The organism is Bacillus sp. ISL-78 (assembly GCF_018613455.1).
Taxonomy (GTDB): Bacteria; Bacillota; Bacilli; order Bacillales; family DSM-1321; genus Peribacillus; species Peribacillus frigoritolerans.
This window is the reverse complement of sequence record NZ_JAGGQC010000027.1, coordinates 202,042-225,259: the sequence shown is the minus strand read 5'-3', so window position 1 is coordinate 225,259 and position 23,218 is coordinate 202,042. Positions and strand designations below refer to the sequence as shown.

Below are 23,218 nucleotides of genomic sequence, written 5' to 3'. Positions count from 1 at the left end.
TGATGGAATTCTCTTATCTTTTTTATACCATAATAATCGTAATAAAGGAAACAAGCCGTTCATCAAAAGACGAAAAGGACCGGCACCTGTATGCATGTTTCATGCACATGTGCCGGCCCTCCGCTTACATGATCGTAGCTGCAGGTTCGTTTGAAATTAAATCAATGATTTTATTGTTTTCATCCATGATCGCAACTTTTGGTTTGTGATCTCCCAGTTTATCCTCTGGAACCATCACATAAGAAATGATTATCACGATATCATCCGGCTGCACCAGTCTAGCTGCCGCTCCATTCAAACACACGACACCGCTCCCCCGTTCACCCGCAATCACATACGTTTCAAGCCTTGCACCATTATTATTATTCACGATGGCGACTTTCTCATTAGGCACAATCCCCACCGCATCTATTATATCTTCATCAATCGTAATGCTGCCTACATAATTCAAATTAGCTTCAGTTACCCTTGCACGGTGGATTTTACCATTCATCATCGTTCGAAACATCTCAATTCCCCCTGATCTTATGATTTATTCTATATATAAGGTGATATTATCAATTAGTCTTGCATGCTTGAACTTTACAGCCATTGCAATGATGATGTTTCCTGTCAATGATTCTAGTGGTTTAAGTTCCGGGTATTGATAGACTTCAATATAGTCGATCACTCCACTTGTTTGGGCAGTAATATGTTCACTAATTAGAGCCGTGACGGTAGCTGCATTTCTTTCACCCGATTCAACCGCCTCTTTGGCCTTCAATAAACTTTGGTACAGCTCTTTAGCCTCCATGCGTTCTTGATCTGATAGGTTCACATTTCGCGAACTCTTCGCTAACCCATCTTCCTCGCGTACGGTATCTACAGCAACAAGCTGGATAGGGAAATTGAAGTCTTTGATCAGTCCATCTATCACGGCGACTTGCTGGGCATCCTTCTTACCAAAGTAAGCTCTATCCGGAAGGATGATATTGAAGAATTTCGTTAAGACTGTCGCTACACCATCAAAGTGTCCAGGCCTTTGTCGCCCGCATAAAACATCCGTCCTGCTTTGGACAACAACTTTCACAGAAGGTTCTTCTCCGTACATTTCATGGACTGTTGGATAGAAGAGATAATCCACTCCGCCATTGGCTGCGACATTTTCATCCCGTTCCAAATCCCGCGGATATGTTTCAAAATCCTCATTCGGTCCAAACTGCATCGGATTTACAAAAATACTCAATACCACAATATCATTTTCTTTGCGGGCCTTTTCCAAAAGGGTTGCATGCCCCTCATGCAAAAACCCCATTGTCGCTACATAGCCAATGCTTTTGTGATTGTTTTTTTCCTCTCTAAGTGCCAATTGCAAATCAGCTGCTGATGTAAAAGTTTTCATCTTTTTCCTCCGTAAAGTTCAGAAAGCTGCTCTTCCTTCATCGTGAATGTATGTTCTTCCGACGGAAAATCTTTAGATTTCACTTCATTCACAAAGCTTGTAATCGATTGGCCAATCAGTTCATTGGCATCTCCATAAACTTTTACGAATTTCGCTAGTCGATCTACCCCATACTTGATGACATCATGGTAAACGAGGACTTGACCATCCGTTTCTGCGCCTGCTCCAATTCCAATGGTTGGAATTTCGAGATTTCGTGTGACAAGTTCCCCCACTTGATATGGAACACATTCAAAAACTACTAGCATCGCCCCTGCCGCTTCACACTTTCTCGCATCTTCCAAGAGTCGTGCTGCACTTTCTGCATCTTTTCCTTGCACTTTATATCCCCCCAGAACTCCGACGGATTGAGGAGTCAAGCCAAGATGGGCTACAACCGGGATGCCTGCCTTTGTCAATGCTGATATTTTTTCAACAACATCATCCGCTCCCTCAAGCTTCACGGCATCCGCATTGCCTTCCTGCATGATGCGGGCTGCATTTTTCAGTGTTTCATCCATTGATAGGTGATAGCTCATAAAGGGCATATCCGTCACGACAAATGTATTTGGTGCCCCCCGTTTTACTGCCTTCGTATGATGGATCATGTCATTCACCGTAACTGGAATCGTTGAGTCATATCCCAATACGACCATTCCTAAAGAATCACCGACTAAAATCATGTCTACACCTGATTGTTCGGCTAACTTTGCTGACGGGTAATCATAAGCCGTGAGCATGACAATCTTCTCTTGATTTTGTTTCATCTTCAAAAAATCTCCGGACAATTTCATTACGTTTCCTCCTTTTAATGGAGGAGATGAAAACATCAGCGAAAACTGGTGTCTATACATTCATGCGCAAAAAAAGGACTGACTAAAAAAGTATCTGTTTTCGCTTCGAAAAACGGCATGTAAAGCCACAATTCGATCAATAAACAGCACTTAGCTTTTTAGTCAATCCCTTTGTTTCATCAGAAGTTTCATCCCTCCGTCCCAGTCCAGTTCTCTGGATCAAGGCAGATTTTCATATAATTTGGTATTTATGGGGGTGCAGTTCACATGAGATACTGCCCACTTGCATTATAACAAGCCAAATTGAATATTTCTATTTAATTTTCACGAATTTGACAAAAACCTACTGAATTTCAATATCTGCAGAATATATCGAATGTACGGTTCCTTTTCCGTCTTCAAGAAGTAAGACGCCTGAATCCGTTATGCCCAATGCTTTTCCGATAATCGTGTCATTAACGGTACTGGCTTTGATTACCTGTCCAAGACTGATCGCATAACTCTCCCATAAATCCTTTATAGGCATGAACCCTTGATCTAAATATAGTTCGTACAAATTTTCCAGGCGAAATAATGCTCGTTGAATGACCTTGGACCTTGAAACCGTCCCTCCACTTTCAATGAGAAGGGAAGACGCTTTTTCCTGCAGTTCTTCAGGAAAATCCTCCAATTGCTGATTGATATTCATTCCAATTCCGATAATGACAGAATGGATTCTATCTGACTCCGCCTGCATCTCCGTAAGGATGCCCACCACTTTCTTGCGATTCACCAAAATATCATTAGGCCACTTTATTTGCGGCTTCAAATCAGTGGTATCCTCTATAGCCTGAGCTATAGCGACCGCGGCCAATAATGTAAGTTGTGGCGCCTCATGAATCGGAATTTTCGGTCTTAGGATGAGACTCATCCATATCCCGCTGAATTTTGGGGAATGCCAAGATCTCATTAGCCTTCCTTTTCCGGATAACTGCTCCTCGGCAACGACGAGGGTTCCCTCCTGAACGCCTTCATTTGCTAGTTGATGCGCAATTTTTTGAGTGGATTCCACAGTTTCCTGATAATGTATCATCTTGCCGATCGTTTTTGTTTCCAAGCCAAGTTGTATTTCGCTCTCGGATACTTTTTCCGGCGCCGATATGATCCGGTAGCCTTTTTTCCTAACAGCTTCGACATTATACCCTTCACTTCGCAGGTCTTCTATATGCTTCCAGACCGCTGTGCGCGAACAGCCAATGTATTCAGCAATTTCCTGACCGGATATAAACGCACCATCCGCTTTTGAGAGGGCTTCCATCAGCTTTGTTCTTAACTCAGATTGCATTTCTCCAGCCACCTCTTAATTTCTTCTTTATCATTTCTTAATTCTTCATTCAAGACAGCTTTCAATATTTTTTCCAAGTATTCCTTGACCCATGGACCTGGTTTTTCTTGATGCCAAATCAATAAATCCGTCCCCGTGACATCAAGATCCGACATTTGTTTTATAATAAGTTCATTGTAGCGTTGGTGTGAATTCTCTTCAGCATCCGATACATTCCCGGCTTTCAGTGCAGCTCTGACTTTAGCAGCTTGTACCGTTATGCCATGACCTGCCTGAAATACATCGATGGCTGATGGTTCTTTACTCTTCACCAGCTTTATCGTACGTTGAACGTTTCTTATAGTTTTCAATGGCAGCTTCCATGCCCTCAAAGCCTCTTCGATTTCTTGATCATTTGTGTGAATCATGATGATAGACCATATTTCTGCAGCATTCAGTTGATGAAGCGGCAGGTTCAGTAAGTCCATCAGATGATCTTTTTTACTTGAGAATAGAGGCAGGTATTGATATAATCCGCTTTCCAACAAGAGTGAGAAAGCCTTTATCTTATTGGACCCGGCCGCTAGTTTCTCAAATTCAACCAGAATTCTCTCGACAGCGATTTCACTGATGTTCTGGGCGTTCTCTTTAAGGGAATCAAAGGTTTCTTGATCCAATTCAAAATCAAGTTGACTGACGAACCTTAAAGCACGCATCATTCTCAATGCATCTTCATGAAACCTTTCATGCGGGTTACCAACTGTGATAATCCTTTTTTGTGCCAAATCGCGCTTACCATTAAATGGATCGATGATCTTTCCGGTCCTATCCATTGCTATTGCATTCATGGTAAAATCTCTTCTTTGCAAATCTTCGGTCAAAGAACGGACAAACTTTACGGCATCGGGCCTGCGAAAGTCCGAATACCCGCTTTCCGTTCTAAACGTCGTAATTTCGTATGTACCCGTATCCGTAATGACAAGCACTGTACCGTGGTCGATTCCGATATCAGCCGTATTAGGAAAAATCCTTTTGATTTCCTGGGGTGTTGCGGAAGTAGCGATGTCCACATCGTTTATTGGCCTGCCAAGGATATAATCCCTTACAGAGCCGCCAACGAAATAAGCCTCATATCCTGCTTCTTCAATCAATTCCAGAATGGGTACTGATTTCAAGAATAATCGATCCATCAGCGTCTCCTCCCTATTCCATGGATTTACCTTCAAGTGCTTGAATGTAGATGGCTTCATACTCTGACATAATCGTATCACTATGGAAATCAGTATTGGCCCTTTCCATAGCAGCTTCAGAAAACCGTTTATGCAAACTCGGGTCGCTTAAAAGTCCAACCGCTTTTTCAGCAACCATTTTGACATCTCCCAATTCACAAATATAACCAGTCTCCCCATCAACGATGACTTCAGGTATTCCCCCGATATTCGTCCCGATACAAGGAACTCCACATGCCATCGCTTCGAGCAGCACAAGTCCGAAACTCTCTTTTTCCGATAACAGGAATATCAAATCACTGATTGAATATAATTCCGCAAGGTTATCCTGCTTGCCAAGGAACAAGACCGCATCATCGATTCCAAGATCTTTAGCCAATTTCAATACGGTTGTCACTTCCGGCCCGTCTCCTACGAGCAGTAGCTTTGCAGGCATCTTCTTTTGAGTTAAATAAAACGCCTGGATGACATCTTTCACTCGCTTGACCGAACGGAAATTCGAAACATGTATGATCACTTTTTCATCTTTCCTGATTCCGTATTCATCTTTAAGGTAATCGGAATCGGATTTATGGTACTCCCTTTCATCAATGAAATTATAGACGGTTTTGATTTCCTTTTCCGGCGCGATTAATTCATGTGTTTGCTGAACAAGGGAATTAGATACTCCTGTAACGACATCTGATTGCTCTATGCCGAATTTAATCAAATTGGTCAATGAGGGATCATGGCCCAAAACGGTAATATCCGTACCATGCAGTGTCGTTACGATCTTTACTTCATTACCTGACATCTGCTTTGCAAGGATCGCACAAACAGCATGTGGAATTGCATAGTGAACGTGAAGGATATCTAATTTCTCCCGTTTTACGACATCCGCCATCTTGCTTGCAAGTGCCAGGTCATATGGCGGATATTGAAAGACTGAATATGAGTTCACTTCAACCTGGTGATAAAAAATATTACAGTACATCTTATTTAAGCGAAAAGGGATGCTTGAAGAAATGAAATGTATTTCATGTCCTTTTTCTGCAAGCATCTTACCTAATTCAGTTGCTACGACACCAGAACCCCCAACTGTCGGGTAACAGGTAATTCCAATTTTTAATTTCATAAGATTATTATTCTCCTAACAAATCGGCATTGATCAGTAACGGTTTTTTTGTCATGAATCCCTCCGCAAAGGCGACACCCACTTCTTTGCCAAACATCCGCTCCCGTGCCTCTACAGTCTCGATATAGCCATTAACCAACGGTGTTTCTACAGATACCTGACTTTTTTCGAATTGGCTCCCATATGCCCTAAGGCTATCCAGCTTTTTCGATATTGTAGACGTGATATCCACGACGAAGTCCGGTTTGTGAAACCCATTGATCATATAATAGTGCATATTTTGGATTCGATGGGAATCCAGACCTTCTTCTTCCATATACTTTCTTACTCCTGCCGAAAAAACTGCTTCCTCGACTAATTTGGCACAGTTACCATGATCAGGATGGCGATCTTCCAAAAATGGTGCAAATACAAGTGCAGGTTTATATTGGCGAATGACCGTGATGATTTGGTTTATGTATTCCGCCTTCATGTATAAACCCCTGTCGGGTAGATCAAGGGAAATCCTCTTCACCCCAAGGATTTCAGCAGCCTTATCGGCTTCCTCTTGCCGCAGTGGAACGGTTCCATTGGACGACATTTCAGCTTTTGTCAAATCACAAATGACAATTTTCCTGCCTTGTTGCACATATTTAGCGATTGTGCCACCCATACCGATTTCAACATCATCCGCATGTGCCCCGAAAGCCAGGATATCTATGTTACTTTTGTTTATCATTTATCTCACCTTGTTTTTGCCTTAGTTTTAGCCAGTCCATATATCCATGTTTCAAACCTTGTATGAGCACTTCTGCAGTGCCCATATTCGTTGCCAAGGGTATTTCATATACATCTGATAGGCGGATAAGCGCCGATACATCAGGTTCATGCGGCTGTGATGTCAAAGGATCGCGGAAAAATAGGACCATGTCCATTTCTCCGCGTGCAATCATTGCACCTATTTCCTGATCCCCGCCAAGAGGTCCTGAATGAAAACGATGGACAGGCAGTGATACTTCTTCCATGATTCGTTTCCCAGTCGTACCTGTTGCAAATAATTCATGCTGCTCAAATACATCTTTATAGGCTGTCACAAATTGAATGATATCTTCTTTTTTCATATCATGGGCAATTAAGGCAATTTTCATCGTAAATCCTCCTGATCCCTATTCAATAATATTTTCCAGGCCGTATACAAGAACATCCAATTTCATGACGGTATCGACAGCAAGTTTGACTCCTGACATGAATGAAGCTCGATTAAAGGAATCATGCCTAACCGTCAATAGCTCTCCATCACTTCCGAAAAGCACCTGTTGATGGGCAACGAGTCCCGGCAGACGGACACTGTGGATATGCATGCCATCTACATTTGCACCTCTTGCCCCCTGGATGGTTTCTTTTTCATTAGGGTGCCCCTGTTGTTTTGTTTCACGTACAGCTGCAATCATGTCTGCCGTTTTGGAAGCAGTTCCAGAAGGTGCATCCAGTTTTTGATCATGGTGCATTTCTATGATTTCCACATCCGGGAAATACTTTGCGGCCATTTGGGAGAACTTCATCATCAAAATGGCGCCAATTGCAAAGTTTGGCGCGATGATGCAACCAATGCCCTTTTCTTTTGTCAATGATTCCAGCTTTGCTAAATCCTCTTTTGTAAAACCAGTCGTTCCCACTACAGGGCGGATGCCATGATTAAGTGCCGTTTCGGTATGGAACATGCCCACTTCCGGTGTGGTCAAATCGATCAATACGTCTGCCTCTACAGAAGAAAAGCATTCATTTATATCAGAAAAAACCGGTGCTTCAATCCCGTGAAAACCTTCTATTGCGGAAAGGCTTTCCCCGTTATGCTTGCGGTCTATGACAGCTGCCAATTCAAACCCTTCTGTCCTATGTACAAGCTTCACCGCTTCATTTCCCATTCTGCCTCGTGGACCTGCTACAATCACTTTCACTTTACTCATCTTTATTTTCCTCCTTCATTTCCTCTTCTTTTCTTGTCCATCTATCTTTATCGCGGGTTGTAAATTTCTCCATGACCGAATCATGCGAGTTTTGAAGATCGATCCCTAAAGAATTGGCAAAACAAATCAACACAAAAAGCATGTCCCCCAATTCCGCTTCAATGGTATTTTCTTCTTCTGTCGCCTTCTTTGGTTTTTCACCATGGTAATGATTGACTTCCCTAGCCAATTCCCCAAGTTCTTCAGACAAGCGGGCGAGCATGGCCAGAGGGCTGAAATATCCTTCTTTAAATTGTCCTATGTATCGGTCGACTTCCGCTTGCATTTGTTGGATCGTCTTTTGCTTTTCCATATGAGTCACCCATTCTTGATTTTCGTTTTCAAACATCATACCTTCTCCATGTTAGCTAAAAGTGAAACAGATGACAACAGATACGTTTGCGAATCAAAATTGCCCATAGTTGGTTAATTAGTTATAATAAGTAAATTAATGCTATGCAAACCTTTGGAGGTATGGGACATGCTTTTGGGCTTAAAATTGAAAAATATCATATTCATCCTTTTTGGGGCTGGAATATTCGCATTTGGCCTCGTGCATTTTAACATGCAGAACAACTTGGCCGAGGGCGGATTCACCGGTCTCACCTTGATTATATATCAACTTATCGGGATAAATCCTTCTTATTCTAATTTGATTTTGAATATTCCCTTATTTTTAATCGGGTGGAAATATTTAGGTCGCACATCTTTCTTTTATACGATTATCGGAACGGTTGGCCTCTCCGTTTGGCTATGGGTTTTCGAGAGATACGAATTTGAAATCAATCTCGGTAATGATTTGATGCTTGTGGCATTGTTTGCCGGGGTCTCGGTTGGTGTCGGGCTGGGCATCATTTTTCGTTACGGCGGTACAACAGGCGGAGTGGATATCATTGCCCGTTTTGCCCATCGTTACTTAGGGGTGGGCATGGGTCGGACCATGTTCATCTTTGATGCGGTCGTCATTGGCCTGTCCATCCTTACCTACCTGGATTACCGGCAAGCGATGTATACCCTTGTTGCCGTTTTTATAGGTGCCCGAGTAATCGACTTTATGCAAGAAGGAGCCTATGCTGCCAGAGGTGCAATGATCATTAGTGATAAAAACAAGGAAATTGCCGAAAAAATCATGAATGATATGGAGCGGGGCGTAACTGTATTAAGGGGCTATGGGTCCTTTACACGCAATGACCGGGAAGTCCTCTATTGTGTTGTTGGGAAAAATGAGTTAGTCCGCTTAAAAAATGCCATAACTTCTGTGGACCCTCATGCATTTGTATCAGTCAGTGAAGTTCATGACGTATTGGGTGAGGGCTTTACCCTTGATGAGAACAAGAATCCCATTGAAAGGTGATCCATTGACTGTACATACCGATTGAATGCAACCCTTATGAATGTTGCCCTGTCCAACTGAATTTTATTAGCTTGTGCAGAAATACTCTTAAAAATGAAAAAAGGACCCCATCCCAAGATGGTGTCCTTTTCTCATTAATCTTCTTCCCTCATTCCAGTATACATAAGCAGAAGGCGAACTAATTCCAGAACGGCTACAAGAGCGGCAGCAACATAAGTCATCGCAGCGGCACTTAATACTTTTTTCGTTTCCCGTTCTTCATCATTCCGGATGACCCCGGCGGAAACGAGTTGATCCATCGCCCGAGAAGAGGCATTGAATTCAACCGGCAGGGTTATCACTTGGAACAATACAGCGGCTGCCATAAATACGATACCAGCCAATAGCAACTCAGGGATTGAAGCTAACATCCCGATTAATATCAAAATCCAAGATATGTTAGAGCCAAAATTAGCTACCGGTACTAATGCATGACGGAAACGCAAGAATGCATAGGCTTCTTTATCTTGAATCGCATGTCCAACTTCATGGGCTGCTACCGCTACACCGGCAACTGAATGGCCGTGATAGTTATCCGTTGATAAACGCACTGTTTTATCCCTTGGGTCATAATGGTCCGAAAGCATTCCAGGCGTCTCTTCGACCCTGACATTGAACAGTCCATTTTGATCTAAAATGGCCCGTGCCGTCTCAGCACCGCTCATACCGGATGAGGCCGATACCTTTGAATATTTTTTATATGTGCTTTTCACTTTCATTTGTGCATAAATCGGGATTAAAATGATAATCGCCAAATAAATGAAATACATGGTATCCTCCTATAACTATTATTACTCTTAATTCTATGGATTGAAGGCAACCGTGTCAAATATAGTGTTCTCTTCCCCTGTCTTTTTAATCATTATGTTCTTTCCTTGGTTTTTCCCTATCCCCTTTATATTTTCTCCAGCCTACATAAGAAAGCGTCATGATGATGATTGAGCCTGTCGATATGATGACCCACCAAAGGGAAGGATCTGCATCATCTTCCCCCATATCATCAAAAATGGAGGTTAGTTCGTTTTGCAACGCATCCAGTTCCTTTTGACTTTCTCCATCACTGATTACCTCCGGACGGTATTGGTTGATGTATTGAATCCTCGTGTCCAGTTGCTGCATCGTTTCTTTAGAAAGGTCGACTTTCAAGCTTGGATATATCATTTCATATTGTGATAGGAATAAGTTCAATTGGCTATTGAAGGTAATTGTGTCTTGATTGATCGCGGCATTCTTTGTCTGCTGGAAAGAATTCATCATTTGATCCTCCATCTCCGTCCAAAGAGGCTGATGGGTGGACTTGACCGCATCAACAACAAGCCGGAACTTTGTAACAGAATTAACCTTTTCGGAATCTCCCTTGTTCATATCCTTTATTGTCATCAACGCCTCATTATGAGCTACAGTGATAATTCGAAGTTCGTCCATATCAAGGATCTGCTCTTTCGCTGTCTCTTTTAAAAACCGGTCAGAAAAAAACGTCAACATCTTTTCCGAATCTCCATATCGCTTCAACTTGGTCATTTCCAAGGCTCTATCGGAAATGTCATCTAATTGCTCCAAACTTGAAGAGGATTCTGCATAGACAGGGAAATGTAAGACGACAAATAAAACAGCAATGGTTAATATGAATTTTTTCAACATGCTACTCGTCCCTCCTCATATCTCTACTAAAACGATATGAAAGAAAAAACATGAGTAGACCTCGTTCAACATAAAAAAGTTAACCCTGCTTTTAAAAAGCTGTATTACGAGTTAACTTTTTAATGGATGATGGATAGGGTGGTCCGCTTTTTTCTATATCCAAAGTACCAGCCGACATAAATGGATAGTATACTGAGCCAAAAAGTGAAATAACCTATCGATTTCATATATACCAATAAATCACGATAAATTGGCATCATTTCAAAAACATAATCGATTATGTCATTATGTATGGTCCAAATCGCAGCCACTATCAAATGCCAAGGTTTTATTCGATAAAATGGTGCATATAATACCCCTTGTATCGCCATCCCCAAGTGAGAAGCCATTAACATATAACCTTCCCATGGCAATGAACCGGTTGTCACGAAGGTCATCAGATTCATTGCAACCGCCCATATTCCATATTTGAATAGAGTTATGATCGCCAACGCTTCCATAAGTCCGAAATTCCTTCTTAACAGAAACCCCAATAAAACAAATACAAAGAACAGGCTAGCTGTCGGACTGTCCGGCACAAATGCCAAAAAAATCGCCGGAGTGTTTTCCAATTGACTACCGTACCAATAATATCCATAGGCAGTACCGAATATATTTATTAATAATAACAAAGATAGCATTTGCCGGTTTGCAAGCAAACTGTAAATAACATTCATTCTTATACCCTCACTTACATTCTCAAGTATATTCATTTTACAGGCCATCAACCAGAAAACCAAGTATTCATTTCATATTCTTCTCATATACGCTTCAATTTACCAATAAAAAAGCCGACAACCGTAGTCGTCAGCTTTATTTGCAGCCTATGAAAGAAATTGAAGTTTATGGCTATATCACTTTGTCGATAAACCAGATACAAATTCAGCTAATGTTTTCAGTTCTTCATCTGTACCTTTGAACATGCCAGCTGGCATGGCACCCTGGCCTTTGACTGCGATTTTAGAAATTTCTTCTGGCTTCAATCCAGTGTCAATTAAGCTTGGCGCTCCTGCCCCACCAGTTAATTCTGCTCCATGACAGCTAATACAGCCATTAGAATCCATCAATTTATACCCATCGCTCTCTTTATCAATGTCTGCACCTTCCACGATGGCTCCTTGCTTCTTGGAAGCTTCCCAATCGTGATGGGCTGCGGACTCCCATGTTAGATAGAAAACGCCAGCCATTGCCAATAGCATGAAGCCTACAGCAAAAGGACGTTTCGCCGGGCTCCGCTCTGGACCACGATCTAAAAAAGGTGCCAAGAGCAACGCTCCAAAAGCCAAGCCAGGTATTACCATGGACCCGATAGCATTATAAGGACCTGAAGCATAGGTATACTTAAGTAATTGGTAAAGGAATAGGAAATACCAGTCCGGCAGAGGAATATACCCTGTATCTGTTGGATCTGCTATCCTTTCCAATGGTGACGGATGCGCGATTGTCAGGCATAGGTAACCTACAAGAAATACAGCTCCTACCATCCATTCTTTTAAAAGGAAATTAGGCCAAAATGCTTCAGTTTTCCCAGGATATTCTGAATAATCTTTCGGAATATTCGGTTTACGGTCCGCGGAGATACGCGAGTCACCTACGAATTTCATACCTTTCCCACGATGCATTGAACAATTCCCCTCCTTTATGAAAAGGTTTTTTTGGTTTTTGGTTCACCATTCTTTTATAGCGGACCTGAAATACCTTGTTTTCGGATCATCAGGAAATGAGCCGCTAGTAAAGCAAATAATGCTGCTGGCAGGAAGAATACATGAATTGCAAAGAATCGTGTCAATGTCTGTGCTCCAACGATTGTTGGATCTCCTGCTATCAATGTCTTGAGTGCCGGTCCCATCAACGGTACCGATTCGACAATTGTCAACGTAACTTTCGTTGCGAATAGCGCTTTCATATCCCATGGCAATAAATAACCAGTCAAGCCTAATGCCAGCATGATGAAGAAAATCAATACGCCGACCATCCAGTTCAATTCACGCGGTTTTTTGTAAGCTCCCTGGAAGAAGACACGAAGAGTATGTAAAAACATCATAACGATAACTAGACTTGCTCCCCAGTGATGCATACCACGGACAATTTGACCGAAGGCAACTTCATTTTGCAAATAATAAACAGATTCCCAAGCGTTTTTAATGTCCGGGACATAGTACATCGTCAAGAACATGCCTGACAATATTTGGATGACCGTAATGAAGAAAGTTAACCCACCAAAACAATATACGAATGCGGAAAAATGATGTGCGGGGTTAACATGTTCAGGAACCTCATGGTCAGCAATATCCCGCCATAACGGCGTAATATCTAAACGCTCGTCCACCCAGTCATATAACTTTGTTAGCAATGTTTACGCCTCCCCGTGCGGTTTTAGTTGACCCAAATAAAGTATTCCATCTTTTTCTTTCGTGTCAAAGACATCCAATGGTGAAACCGGCGGTGTCCCTTTCACATTCATCCCATCTTTCGTATACCTGCCATAATGGCAAGGACAGAAAAATTGATTCGGATTAGTCTTATCCGTATTCCACCCTACCGTACAGCCCAAATGTTTACAGATTGGAGATAAAGCAACGATCTTACCATCTTCCGTTTTGTAAACCCAAGCTGTATTTGTTTCTTCAGACTCATACCACCCATCGACCTGTTTAAAACTAAAGTCGACACGGGTTGGTTCGGTAGTCAGTTCACCTACCTTCTGCTTAGTTGCAACGTAATCCCCGCCTTTATCAGCTGATAATACAGGATCAATTGCAAACCTAACCATAGGCATCAACATACCGGCCGCCATAAATCCACCAACGCCAGTAAGTGTGTAATTAAGGAATTGACGTCGTGAAACATTATGCTTGCTCATGCGTTTTCCCCCCCTCTATTACTATACTGAGAGCCCAAAGGACCAATAAATAGCGACACTATAAAACTAGGACATTTCCATGATATCTCAATAATTTACCAAGGTCAATATTTGTAAAACCCAAAAGGTGGCAACTATGTGTCAAATAATGCGAAAAATCCTACTTTTTTTCATTTTTCCAATTATAAGAGAAAATATCAAGGATTTGGAGAACTTGCTGGTTAATCATTTCCCTTGCTTGTTCAATTTCAAGCCCCTCCAAGGGAATGGCAGGAATCCATACTAAATTATTTTCCAATTCCCGCTCTTCTTTTTTCCACTCGAAATCCGATGTAAGAAAGAAAACATGCTCGAAATTATTTTCTTTCACTTCATTGGCCCAACGCTTTAACCGTTCAACCTTATCCATTTCATCACTTAAATAATGAAATGTCGGCAATAAAAGAATTCTACCTTTCATCTGCTTTTCAATTTCCAAGCTTAAAATGGTAAGAAATTCATTCATTGAGCCCGATTGCTTCATTTGCCCTTTAAAAGATAGGGGAACCAAAGGAATCAAAACGGTATCCACATACTCTTTTGACTGCATAAACATGTCAAGATCTTTTGCTGTCCACTTCATGTTTTTTCTTCACTCCCGATTTTTTGAATCAACTCCTTATCATTTTACCATTATTTTTATAACATCTTTACCATATACCCATAGTCTTTACAAAAATGTGGATTTTATCAATGTTTTATAAAAAATAAAAACCTTTCCTGATTACGGAAAGGTCAATTTATTTCATCCAAGTACTTTCAATTGATTCAATTGTTCGGTTAAATCCTTAAATGCTTGTTCATCATGCTTATCAAGTGCTTCATCGATTTCCTTAAGAAGACGGTCCCTTTGAAAATACAACATGCTTCTTTCTAAAAATTGTTCAGCTAGCAGCTGATCTTTTTCATTCGATGCCGTCGATTTCGGCATGAAGGGATTGTGCTCGAGTACCGCTGCATATTGATAGGAAGAGTAAGACGATTTAAAATTAAGCTGAATATAAATGTCTTCGTCCCGATTTAAACGGATATCATGAAAAGATTTCTCTGCATCGGTCGTCATGATATTGGACTTATAGAACCTGAAAGGGACCTCATCCACACAATGTGTCGACATGATCAGTCCACGGGGGCAATATTGTGCATTTTCTACAAAATGAACCTTTTTCATCAGTTGATCATGACTCATTAAGTAATTCAATATCCACACGCATTCTCTTCGCTTCAGTTGATAATGATTTAAGAACCACCGAATAAAATCCTTCTTCTCATTCACAGAAACAGGGGCAGCCACCATGAATTCCCTCCTCTGTCTTGATTTAGTTGTGTTTCACTTATCTACATATCCTCTGTGCTTTCACCTAGCCGCTCCAAAATCATTGCATACTCATCATTCGCCGGATTCATCTCAAGCAGCTTATTAAATACTTCTCTAGATGTGGCTCTGTCTCCTTCTTCAATTAAAAAGAAACCATAATCTTCAAGGAAATCTTGATTGCTCTTGAATGAATTATATGCTTTATGATAGCTGGTTAATGACTCTTTAAATTGTTCGGTATGCTGATATGATACAGCAGCTATCCAGTCAAACTGAGGATCATCCTCTCCATATCGCCTTACTTCACCTATACACTCCAATACATCTTCATACCTTTCTTGGTGCATATACAATTTCAAAAGGGTGAGTGCAGCTTCCAGATATCCCGGATCAATGGCAAGTGCTTCTTTAAATAGATTTTCAGCCTCTTCGTCAAGCCCGCTTTTCAAGGCTATTTTACCACCGAAGAAGTAAAGTTCCTTATTGAATTCATCAGCCTTGATTCCTTCTTTGACCGTTTTCAAGGCATTTTCGAGATCTTCAAGATGTTCATAACTCTTTGCCAGGTACAAATATAGTGAATGATATTCATGATCTAATTCTTTCAGTTCAATAAACTTTCGTACGGCTGTCTCATAAAGACCTGCCTGAAAAGCTGTAAATGCATATTCAAATAGAGTATTGATTTCAAGTCCATCCTTCAAGGCCTTTTCAAAGTGCGGAAGGGCCTCCTCGAACTTGCCCGAGCTGCTTAATGCTTCAGCAAGCCTCTGATTGACATTAACACCAGCGATTTCTTGTTCCTGTTCCAAAACCTTTATGTAATTTGCAATGGCTTCCTGATCCCTGCCTTGATGAAAGAACAGTTCAGCTAGTGCAAAATCAATGATGACCTCATCTGGAAGCATTTCCTTAGCCTGCAGTAATTTCCGTTCGCTGACCTCATCCATCCCCTGTAATTGATAAAGGTCCGCTTCCAAAAGCAAAGCACTTGGATATACTTCATCATCTGCACTTACTTTTTCAAGCATCAGCATCGCTTCATCTTCCTGGTCCATATCAATCAGGATTTCTGCCAACGAAACAATCAATTCTCCTTCATCGGGATAGAGTTGCAGCAGATGTTCAAAAAGTTCTTTTGCCTCTTCGGCAAAGCCAAGCTGGAGCATTTCTTCGGCCAGCAATAAAATGTCCTCTGCTGACTCTGATGATTTAATTCGATTTATATGTTTAAGAGCTTCTGTTAATTCCCCTTTTTTTAAATGCTGTATAACTTGTTCCACTGTGTTCATTGTTGAATCCTTCCTTTTGCATGATAGACTTGGTCCCTAGTCATACACACTCACGCCTTAATGTAACATACTCTGCCATTGAGAACAAAATACCATGTAATCGCGAGATGCATAGTAAACAGTATTCATTAGTTTACCATACTGCAGCCTTGTATTCCATCGATGAAGTCCCCTCCCATTCTCATTAAAAAAAGGTTACTAGTTAATTCTCCACGCTACGGTAAATCTCCTTTTTGATCTTGAACCCCTTTTTCATTATTTTCATGATCAATACAGGTTGAAAAAAGCCCCGATGTTAGCGCTTTCAACACTTTTAAGCATTTAAAAAAAGTTTACAGACCAAATAAGGTATGTAAACTTTTTTTATATTTACTTTATCAATTGCGTCAAATGGCCAAAAAATTGTGGATATGATACATCGATGGCATCAGGGTCGGCAAGTTCCACTTCCCCATCCGTTATCAAAGCCGCTACAGCAAGCATCATCCCGATACGATGATCCCCATGGCTTGTAACCGTACCTCCATTCAGGGCTTTACGGCCTTTGATGATCAATCCGTCTGCTGTCGGGGTTATATCTGCCCCCAGGATGGAAAGCTCATTTGCAACAGTATCAATTCGATTCGTCTCTTTCACTTTTAATTCTGCTGCATCCTTGATCGTCGTTATCCCTTCTGCCTGTGTCGCCAGAAGTGCAATTACCGGTATTTCATCGATGAGACGGGGAATTAAATCACCGCTGATGGTCGTTCCTTTTAATCGGGAGCTTCTGACCGTGATGTCACCTGCAGGTTCACCCTCGCTCGTCTTCTTCTCTATCGTGATATCAGCCCCCATCGATTTCATGACTTCGATGATTCCAGTCCTTGTCGAATTAAGGCCCACATTCTTTAATACCACTTCACTATTTTCCGTAATCGCTGCAGCCACCATGAAGAAAGCTGCCGAAGAAATATCACCCGGCACATGGATGGCCGTCCCTTTGAAGACTTGATTTCCGCTTACTTTAATCGTATGGCCGTCCTTTTCGATTTTACCGCCAAACTCCTGGATCATTCGTTCTGTATGATCACGGGTCTCTTCCGGTTCGATAATGATCGTTTCACCCTCTGCCTGTAAACCAGCCAAGATTATCGCAGATTTCACCTGTGCACTCGCTACAGGCAATTCATAGCGAAACCCTTGCAATTTGCCTCCTCTTATGGCGAGGGGGGTATATTCGGCTCCTTTTCGGCCATCAATGGTTGCCCCCATCTGACGAAGAGGGTTGACTACCCGGGTCATTGGACGTTTGGCTATCGATTCGTCACCTGCCAAAACGGCTGAAAAATCCTGTCCTGCCAATATGCCCATCATTAACCTGATCGTGGTACCGGAATTTCCGACATCCAGTACTGATTCAGGTTCCTTTAATCCATTAAAACCTTTGCCTTCAATTTTGACGTGCTGGCCATCTTGTTCAATATGGACTCCAAGCTGCTTAAAACAGGAAATCGTACTTAAACAATCAGCTCCTGGAAGAAAATTAGTTACTGTCGTTTCCCCTTCGGCAAGGGCTCCAAACATTATCGAACGATGGGAGATCGACTTATCTCCAGGTATGGCAATCGAACCACGCAATGTTTGGATGTTCGTTTGTAATTTTTTTGTATTCATAAAACCATCCTTCCCTAAATTATTATGCCAGGATCGTTTCATAATCTGTATGTCTTGAAATACACTCCGCAGCTTTTATGCGATCAACATCCGTTTGGAAACTGATGACCAGCACACCGTATATCTCTTCCCTGGTTTCAATGATCCTGATGTTTGTAATGCTGATACCTTCTTGTGCCAAATATCCGGTAATCTCTGAAATTATTCCGGCATAATCCGGTATATCGATATATAAATCATAAAACGCTGGTATGGCGCCTTTCGCATGTGTCGGCAAATCATCCCTGAAAATCTTGGCATCGGTAAAGAATCGAAGGATTTCTTCACTATCTTCATTCGCAACCAGACCTTTTATATGCTCCATTTCATTCAGCCAATCATTCATTAATTCAAGCAGCACATCCCGGTTATGTAACAAAATGTCACGCCACATTTCCGGACTGCTTGAGGCGATTCTGGTAATATCCCGGAATCCGCCTGCTGCGAGCCTTGAAATCAATTTGTTTTCCTTACTGTAATTCTCTGCCTGCTTAACGAGCCCCGATGCGACAATATGCGGAAAATGGCTAATGACCCCAGTCAGCTTATCGTGTGTGGCAGGACTAACAATAAGAAAGTTAGCTCTTGTCCCCTGCAGCCACCCTTTCAGCTGCTCAACTTTTTCTTCTTTGATGGAATCCCCGGGAGTAAGCAAATAAAATGCATGTTCGAATAAATGTAATTTTGCTGCCGCAGCGCCACTCTTATGGGAACCAGCCATAGGGTGCCCCCCGATGAAGGCCACCCCTTTATCTATCAATGGTTTCGCTGCCTTAACGACTGTATCCTTCGTACTTCCTGCATCAGATATGAGGACATCACTTTTTAAATCCATTTCAGCCAATTGAGCTAAAATCTTCACGGTTTCATTGACAGGCACAGCAAGTAGAATCAAATCAGCTTCACATGCTCCCGCTTCCAAAGATGATACAGAATCATCAATGATCCCCAATAGCATCGATAGTTGAACATTCTTTTCACTTAGGTCCATACCAACAATCACGGCTTCAGGATGTGCATGGCGTACAGCCATGGCCAGTGATCCGCCTATTAGACCTAAACCTATTACAAAAACCTTACCCTTCACTCTTCTCTCCCCCGCATCTTTTATGCTCCTCTAGGTTTGATGAAACGTTAAAGCAGCGAATCAGAAGGTGCCTCAACTTCATTCAAAAAAGCTTTAATAGCATGGATCATTCCTTCATTTTCTTCCGTAGAACCAATCGTTACCCTCAGGCTGTTAGGAAAACCGAAAGATTTCCCCGACCTTGCGATGAAGCCGCGCTCAAGCAAATATTGAAATACCACATCGGCATCCTGTTTAAAATGGATAAAGATGAAATTACCTTGTGACGGGTAATAAGCCAAATTTTCCTTATTGCAAAATTCATAGTACTGCTTTAGCCCTTTTTGATTTTCTTCCTTGCATTTTTCAATGAAGGCCTGATCTTCCAAAGCGACGATTGCAATATTCTGTGCAAATGTGTTCACATTGAATGGTTCCCGGGATGGATCTAGTTTCTGGATGATATCCTCATCCGCCAAACCGTACCCTACCCTAAAACTGGCCAGTCCATAAATTTTCGAGAAAGTCCGGAGTATGATCAAATTTTTATATTTATTAATCCATTGGTTCGTTCTCGGGTAATCCTCAGCCGTTGCATATTCACAATAAGCTTCATCCAAAACGATAAGAACATCTTCCGGCACTTTTTCGATGAACGATAATAAGTCATGTTCCGAAATGTATTTACCTGTTGGATTATTTGGTGTACAAAGCCAGACAACCGCTGTTTCATCATCTATTACTTTAAGCATTCCTTCTAGATCATGAGCACCGTCAATATGAGGAACTTCCCTGATTTCCGCTCCTTCTAGCGTGGCATTATGGCGATACTGCGAAAAAGTGCCTGTTGCCATGACCGTATTCTTCCCAGCTCCCAATAGACTCCTGGAGATGATTTGAATGTTCTCATCAGATCCATTTCCAAAAATAAGCTGAGTTTCTTTCACACCTGTATGTTTCGCAACAGCTTCTCTTAGCATCGTTGCATATCCATCTGGATAGATGGCAAACGAATGGGTTGCATTCTTAACGGATTCCTTGACCTTTTCCGAACAGCCAAAAGGGTTTTCATTTGAAGCTAATTTCGTGATTTTTTCCAACCCGTATAATTTTTTCACTTCATCAGTGGATTTTCCCGGTTGATAAGACTTCAAGGAAAGGACCGCTTCATTCCATTTCATGTCAATCACCTCTATATTTTTATCACTTTAAAGTAAGAAAGTGTGAGAATAGTATATCATAGATTTATAATCATTTTATATCTGCTTTGTCAAATCTGGCCGTAATACCGTAGCCCCTGCCTGGTATACATGCTGTATCTCTTTTTGAGATTTCGTCGTATTTACGTGAATCATGACCCGGATGCAAAATGGCAAGGAATTGCTCACCGGTATTTCTTTCATGCATGTAACCGGTACATAAGTCCAGCCTTCGAATTTCCTCAAGGCTTTGGCAGGAAAAACAGAACGAATCTCTTCCGTAGCAGAAAAAAATACAGAAGCTACCATATCGGGATCAATTTCGTTGACCTGAATGATCTCGGACATCAACTTTTCGACAGCTGAAATCACTTCCATTTCTGTGTCTCTTTCTACTGTAGTGGCACCCCTTATTCCTCTTATCACACATAGTCCCCCTTCTCCTGAACTCTAAATCATCTCCGCCATTTCCTCTATCAGCTCAGAGTCGGCCATATCCATTAATAGCGGTGACCCCACTTCGTTTAGCAGAACAAAGGTAGCTGCATCATTGACCGATTTTTTGTCTGTTTTCATTAATTCAAGCAGAATTGCATGTTCAAGTCGGGTTGGAATGGTTATTTGATATCCTAAATAAGCAACCCAGTCAATAAACTCATCTAGTTTAAAATCGAGATCCACTTTCTTTCTGCTTAATTTAAGAGCATATACCATCCCGATTAAAATCGATTCCCCATGCGTAAAGTTTCCGTATCCCATTGAACCTTCCACTGCATGTCCAAGCGTATGACCAAAATTCAAAAAGGCACGAATGCCGTTTTCCTTCTCATCCTCTTCGACAATTTTAGCTTTAATGCCAATCCCCTTTGTAATCATGGTAAGGAATTGCTCATCCGTTATATCATTCAAATCAACAATATTCGACTTTAACCATAGATAAAACTCATTATCTGCTATCAAGGAATGTTTAATGACTTCTGCAAAACCTGACCTTAATTCTTTAAGTGGCAGAGTCTTTAAAAATTCCAGATCATAAATGACCGCTTCAGGCTGATGAAAGGCCCCAATCATATTTTTCCCTAGCGGGTGATTAATGGCAACCTTGCCGCCCACTGCACTATCGTGGGCAAGCAAAGTCGTCGGAACCTGTATAAATGGAATCCCTCTCATAAAAGTAGCTGCAACGAATCCAGCCAAATCACCGACAGCACCGCCGCCAAGGGCGATAATCAATGACTTGCGATTCATTTGTTTGGATAAGCAGAAGCTTTGGCATTCATAAAACACATCGAATGTTTTAGCATGCTCCCCTTCTGGCACTACATGATGCAAAACCGGTTTTCCCGTCTTGATCAGGGCGTCCTTCACAGTCTGCAAATGAAGTGCCGCCACTTTCTCATCAGTTATGATCAGAATCTTGTTTAGATGATTCAGTTCATGTGTTATTAATTCGGGCAATTCATTGATTGCCTTCTTGCCAATTAAAACCGGATATTGCTTGGAAGCCGTTTTTATTTGGATGGATTCCATGATTTAAAACCCCTTTACTTCTTCCCGATATGATCTTATGTACTCTGCTAATTGCTCATAACGATCTGAAGGGAATTGATCAACGATGGCAGCCGCCAGTTCCCATGCGACTACCGCCTCAGCAACTACTGCTGCTGCAGGAACCGCACAACTATCGGAACGCTCGACACTTGCTTCAAACACTTCCTTCGTATCAATATCAACACTTTTCAAAGGTTTATATAAAGTGGGGATCGGCTTCATCACACCGCGTACAACTATTGGCATTCCAGTTGTCATACCGCCTTCAAAACCGCCGAGGCGATTGGTTTTGCGGTAATAACCCTGTTCTTCATCCCATGCGATTTCATCATGGACATCACTGCCGAATAGATGGGCCGCTTCAAATCCTAGACCTATTTCCACACCTTTAAATGCATTGATGCTCATTATCGCTGCGGCTAGTTTTGCATCAAGCTTACGGTCATAATGCACATAACTCCCCACTCCCACCGGCATTCCTTCTACAATGACTTCGACGATTCCGCCGATGGAATCTCCTTTTTGTTTCGCTTCATCAATTGCATCCTTCATCTGCTGCTCTACGTTTTTGTCGAAACATCTTACGGAAGATTCTTCTGTTACTTGTTGCAATTGCTGGATCGTTTCGTATTTTGGCGGTTCTGCCTTCACTCCGCCAATTTCCAAAACATGTGATGCCACTTCTATCCCCAATAAAGACAATAGTTTTTTTGCGACAGAACCTGCCGCCACCCTTACTGTCGTTTCACGGGCCGAAGAGCGTTCCAGGACATTTCTCAAATCGCGGTGCCCATATTTAATCCCGCCGTTCAAGTCGGCATGACCAGGACGTGGCCGGGTGATTTTACGTTTAATTTCTTCAGCTTCCTCTTCTGAAAGCCCTTCACTTCCCATGATCTTTGTCCAATGTTTCCAATCATCGTTCTCGACCACCAAAGCAACCGGTGAACCGAGTGTGTAGCCATGTCTGATTCCTGAAGAAATAAAAGCCTGATCTTTCTCGATCTGCATCCTTCTTCCACGTCCATGCCCTTTTTGCCGGCGCCCCAATTCTTGATTGATATCCTCATTCGAAATCGGCATTCCTGCCGGTAATCCTTCAATGATAGTAGTCAATTGCGGACCATGTGATTCTCCCGCTGTTAAATATCTCATCTTCCAGCCCCCTTTTAGCACTTTAAAGTGTATATGTATCAATATACCACAATTTTATGAAATGTGGGTATATGTAAAACGTAAAAACCATATTGTTTGAATTTAATCACTTTTCACTCTAC

At 41.8% G+C, this 23,218-nt stretch carries 26 protein-coding genes; 1 reads left to right on the top strand and 25 read right to left on the bottom strand.

The genetic code is table 11. The features are described 5' to 3' along the window. Positions 1–124: 124 nt before the first annotated feature. The 10 genes from panD to J7I96_RS23375 all read right to left on the bottom strand — a co-directional run bounded on the left by panD (position 125) and on the right by J7I96_RS23375 (position 8,158). Positions 125–508: an aspartate 1-decarboxylase gene (gene panD, locus J7I96_RS23420; RefSeq protein WP_214772027.1), complete on the bottom strand. Its 384-nt coding sequence runs from the start codon at positions 506–508 to the stop codon at positions 125–127. 24 nt (positions 509–532) lie between these two features. Continuing rightward, a complete protein-coding gene (gene panC / locus J7I96_RS23415) occupies positions 533–1,381 on the bottom strand; it encodes a pantoate--beta-alanine ligase (RefSeq protein WP_214772029.1) in 849 nt (282 codons plus the stop codon). Further along, positions 1,378–2,214 carry a 3-methyl-2-oxobutanoate hydroxymethyltransferase gene (gene panB, locus J7I96_RS23410; protein ID WP_214772031.1) on the bottom strand — a complete coding sequence of 279 codons (837 nt, stop codon included), beginning with the start codon at positions 2,212–2,214 and terminating at the stop codon, positions 1,378–1,380. The genes panC and panB overlap by 4 nt, the downstream gene beginning before the upstream one ends. 343 nt (positions 2,215–2,557) lie before the next feature. Further along, positions 2,558–3,538 (bottom strand): biotin--[acetyl-CoA-carboxylase] ligase, encoded by a 981-nt coding sequence (locus J7I96_RS23405; RefSeq protein ID WP_214772033.1) that lies wholly within the window; start codon positions 3,536–3,538, stop codon positions 2,558–2,560. Further along, a complete protein-coding gene (locus J7I96_RS23400; protein WP_214923448.1) occupies positions 3,523–4,707 on the bottom strand; it encodes a CCA tRNA nucleotidyltransferase in 1,185 nt (394 codons plus the stop codon). The genes J7I96_RS23405 and J7I96_RS23400 overlap by 16 nt, the downstream gene beginning before the upstream one ends. A gap of 13 nt (positions 4,708–4,720) precedes the next feature. Next, positions 4,721–5,860, bottom strand: coding sequence for an N-acetyl-alpha-D-glucosaminyl L-malate synthase BshA (gene bshA, locus J7I96_RS23395; RefSeq protein WP_214772037.1), 1,140 nt, complete (start codon positions 5,858–5,860; stop codon positions 4,721–4,723). A 7-nt stretch (positions 5,861–5,867) separates the two neighbouring features. Beyond that, positions 5,868–6,578, bottom strand: a complete 711-nt coding sequence (gene bshB1 / locus J7I96_RS23390; protein ID WP_214772039.1) for a bacillithiol biosynthesis deacetylase BshB1 — start codon at positions 6,576–6,578, stop codon at positions 5,868–5,870. Next, positions 6,562–6,987, bottom strand: coding sequence for a methylglyoxal synthase (locus tag J7I96_RS23385; protein ID WP_048681639.1), 426 nt, complete (start codon positions 6,985–6,987; stop codon positions 6,562–6,564). Before J7I96_RS23385 ends, bshB1 begins: the two co-directional genes overlap by 17 nt. Before the next feature lie 18 nt (positions 6,988–7,005). Further along, a complete protein-coding gene (dapB, locus tag J7I96_RS23380) occupies positions 7,006–7,806 on the bottom strand; it encodes a 4-hydroxy-tetrahydrodipicolinate reductase (RefSeq protein WP_214772042.1) in 801 nt (266 codons plus the stop codon). Then, positions 7,799–8,158 (bottom strand): nucleotide pyrophosphohydrolase, encoded by a 360-nt coding sequence (locus J7I96_RS23375; protein WP_214772170.1) that lies wholly within the window; start codon positions 8,156–8,158, stop codon positions 7,799–7,801. Before J7I96_RS23375 ends, dapB begins: the two co-directional genes overlap by 8 nt. 168 nt (positions 8,159–8,326) lie before the next feature. Here J7I96_RS23375 and J7I96_RS23370 point away from each other — a divergent pair, with 168 nt between their 5' ends. Beyond that, a complete protein-coding gene (locus tag J7I96_RS23370; RefSeq protein WP_053535584.1) occupies positions 8,327–9,199 on the top strand; it encodes a YitT family protein in 873 nt (290 codons plus the stop codon). Positions 9,200–9,333: 134 nt separating this feature from the next. Here J7I96_RS23370 and J7I96_RS23365 read toward each other — a convergent pair whose 3' ends face one another. The 15 genes from J7I96_RS23365 to aroC form a co-directional block, all read right to left on the bottom strand. Then, positions 9,334–10,008, bottom strand: a complete 675-nt coding sequence (locus J7I96_RS23365; RefSeq protein ID WP_214772043.1) for a zinc metallopeptidase — start codon at positions 10,006–10,008, stop codon at positions 9,334–9,336. Between the two features lie 85 nt (positions 10,009–10,093). After that, positions 10,094–10,879 carry a sporulation protein YpjB gene (gene ypjB / locus J7I96_RS23360; protein ID WP_214772045.1) on the bottom strand — a complete coding sequence of 262 codons (786 nt, stop codon included), beginning with the start codon at positions 10,877–10,879 and terminating at the stop codon, positions 10,094–10,096. Between the two features lie 119 nt (positions 10,880–10,998). Continuing rightward, positions 10,999–11,595 (bottom strand): lipoprotein heptaprenylglyceryl N-acetyltransferase LhaT, encoded by a 597-nt coding sequence (gene lhaT, locus J7I96_RS23355; protein ID WP_214772172.1) that lies wholly within the window; start codon positions 11,593–11,595, stop codon positions 10,999–11,001. A 177-nt stretch (positions 11,596–11,772) separates the two neighbouring features. After that, the gene (locus J7I96_RS23350; RefSeq protein ID WP_034307972.1) at positions 11,773–12,540 is read right to left on the bottom strand and encodes a menaquinol-cytochrome c reductase cytochrome b/c subunit; all 768 of its coding nucleotides are present in this window, start codon (positions 12,538–12,540) and stop codon (positions 11,773–11,775) included. A gap of 56 nt (positions 12,541–12,596) precedes the next feature. Then, entirely contained in the window at positions 12,597–13,271 is a 675-nt protein-coding gene (gene qcrB / locus J7I96_RS23345) for a menaquinol-cytochrome c reductase cytochrome b subunit (protein ID WP_034307974.1), read from the bottom strand. Between the two features lie 3 nt (positions 13,272–13,274). Then, positions 13,275–13,781 carry a Rieske (2Fe-2S) protein gene (locus J7I96_RS23340; RefSeq protein ID WP_214772047.1) on the bottom strand — a complete coding sequence of 169 codons (507 nt, stop codon included), beginning with the start codon at positions 13,779–13,781 and terminating at the stop codon, positions 13,275–13,277. 160 nt (positions 13,782–13,941) lie between these two features. Next, a complete protein-coding gene (locus J7I96_RS23335; RefSeq protein ID WP_214772048.1) occupies positions 13,942–14,403 on the bottom strand; it encodes a YpiF family protein in 462 nt (153 codons plus the stop codon). Positions 14,404–14,565: 162 nt separating this feature from the next. Then, positions 14,566–15,117: a ReoY family proteolytic degradation factor gene (locus J7I96_RS23330; protein ID WP_034307987.1), complete on the bottom strand. Its 552-nt coding sequence runs from the start codon at positions 15,115–15,117 to the stop codon at positions 14,566–14,568. A gap of 41 nt (positions 15,118–15,158) precedes the next feature. After that, positions 15,159–16,430: a tetratricopeptide repeat protein gene (locus J7I96_RS23325; RefSeq protein WP_214772049.1), complete on the bottom strand. Its 1,272-nt coding sequence runs from the start codon at positions 16,428–16,430 to the stop codon at positions 15,159–15,161. 369 nt (positions 16,431–16,799) lie between these two features. Beyond that, positions 16,800–18,086, bottom strand: coding sequence for a 3-phosphoshikimate 1-carboxyvinyltransferase (aroA, locus tag J7I96_RS23320; RefSeq protein WP_214772050.1), 1,287 nt, complete (start codon positions 18,084–18,086; stop codon positions 16,800–16,802). Between the two features lie 22 nt (positions 18,087–18,108). Further along, a complete protein-coding gene (locus J7I96_RS23315; RefSeq protein ID WP_214772051.1) occupies positions 18,109–19,212 on the bottom strand; it encodes a prephenate dehydrogenase in 1,104 nt (367 codons plus the stop codon). 47 nt (positions 19,213–19,259) lie between these two features. Further along, entirely contained in the window at positions 19,260–20,372 is a 1,113-nt protein-coding gene (gene hisC / locus J7I96_RS23310; RefSeq protein WP_214772052.1) for a histidinol-phosphate transaminase, read from the bottom strand. 75 nt (positions 20,373–20,447) lie between these two features. Then, the gene (aroH, locus tag J7I96_RS23305) at positions 20,448–20,816 is read right to left on the bottom strand and encodes a chorismate mutase (RefSeq protein ID WP_214772053.1); all 369 of its coding nucleotides are present in this window, start codon (positions 20,814–20,816) and stop codon (positions 20,448–20,450) included. 24 nt (positions 20,817–20,840) lie between these two features. Next, positions 20,841–21,920, bottom strand: a complete 1,080-nt coding sequence (gene aroB, locus J7I96_RS23300; RefSeq protein ID WP_214772054.1) for a 3-dehydroquinate synthase — start codon at positions 21,918–21,920, stop codon at positions 20,841–20,843. Positions 21,921–21,923: 3 nt separating this feature from the next. Next, a complete protein-coding gene (aroC, locus tag J7I96_RS23295) occupies positions 21,924–23,096 on the bottom strand; it encodes a chorismate synthase (protein ID WP_034308003.1) in 1,173 nt (390 codons plus the stop codon). Between the last annotated feature and the right edge of the window lie 122 nt (positions 23,097–23,218).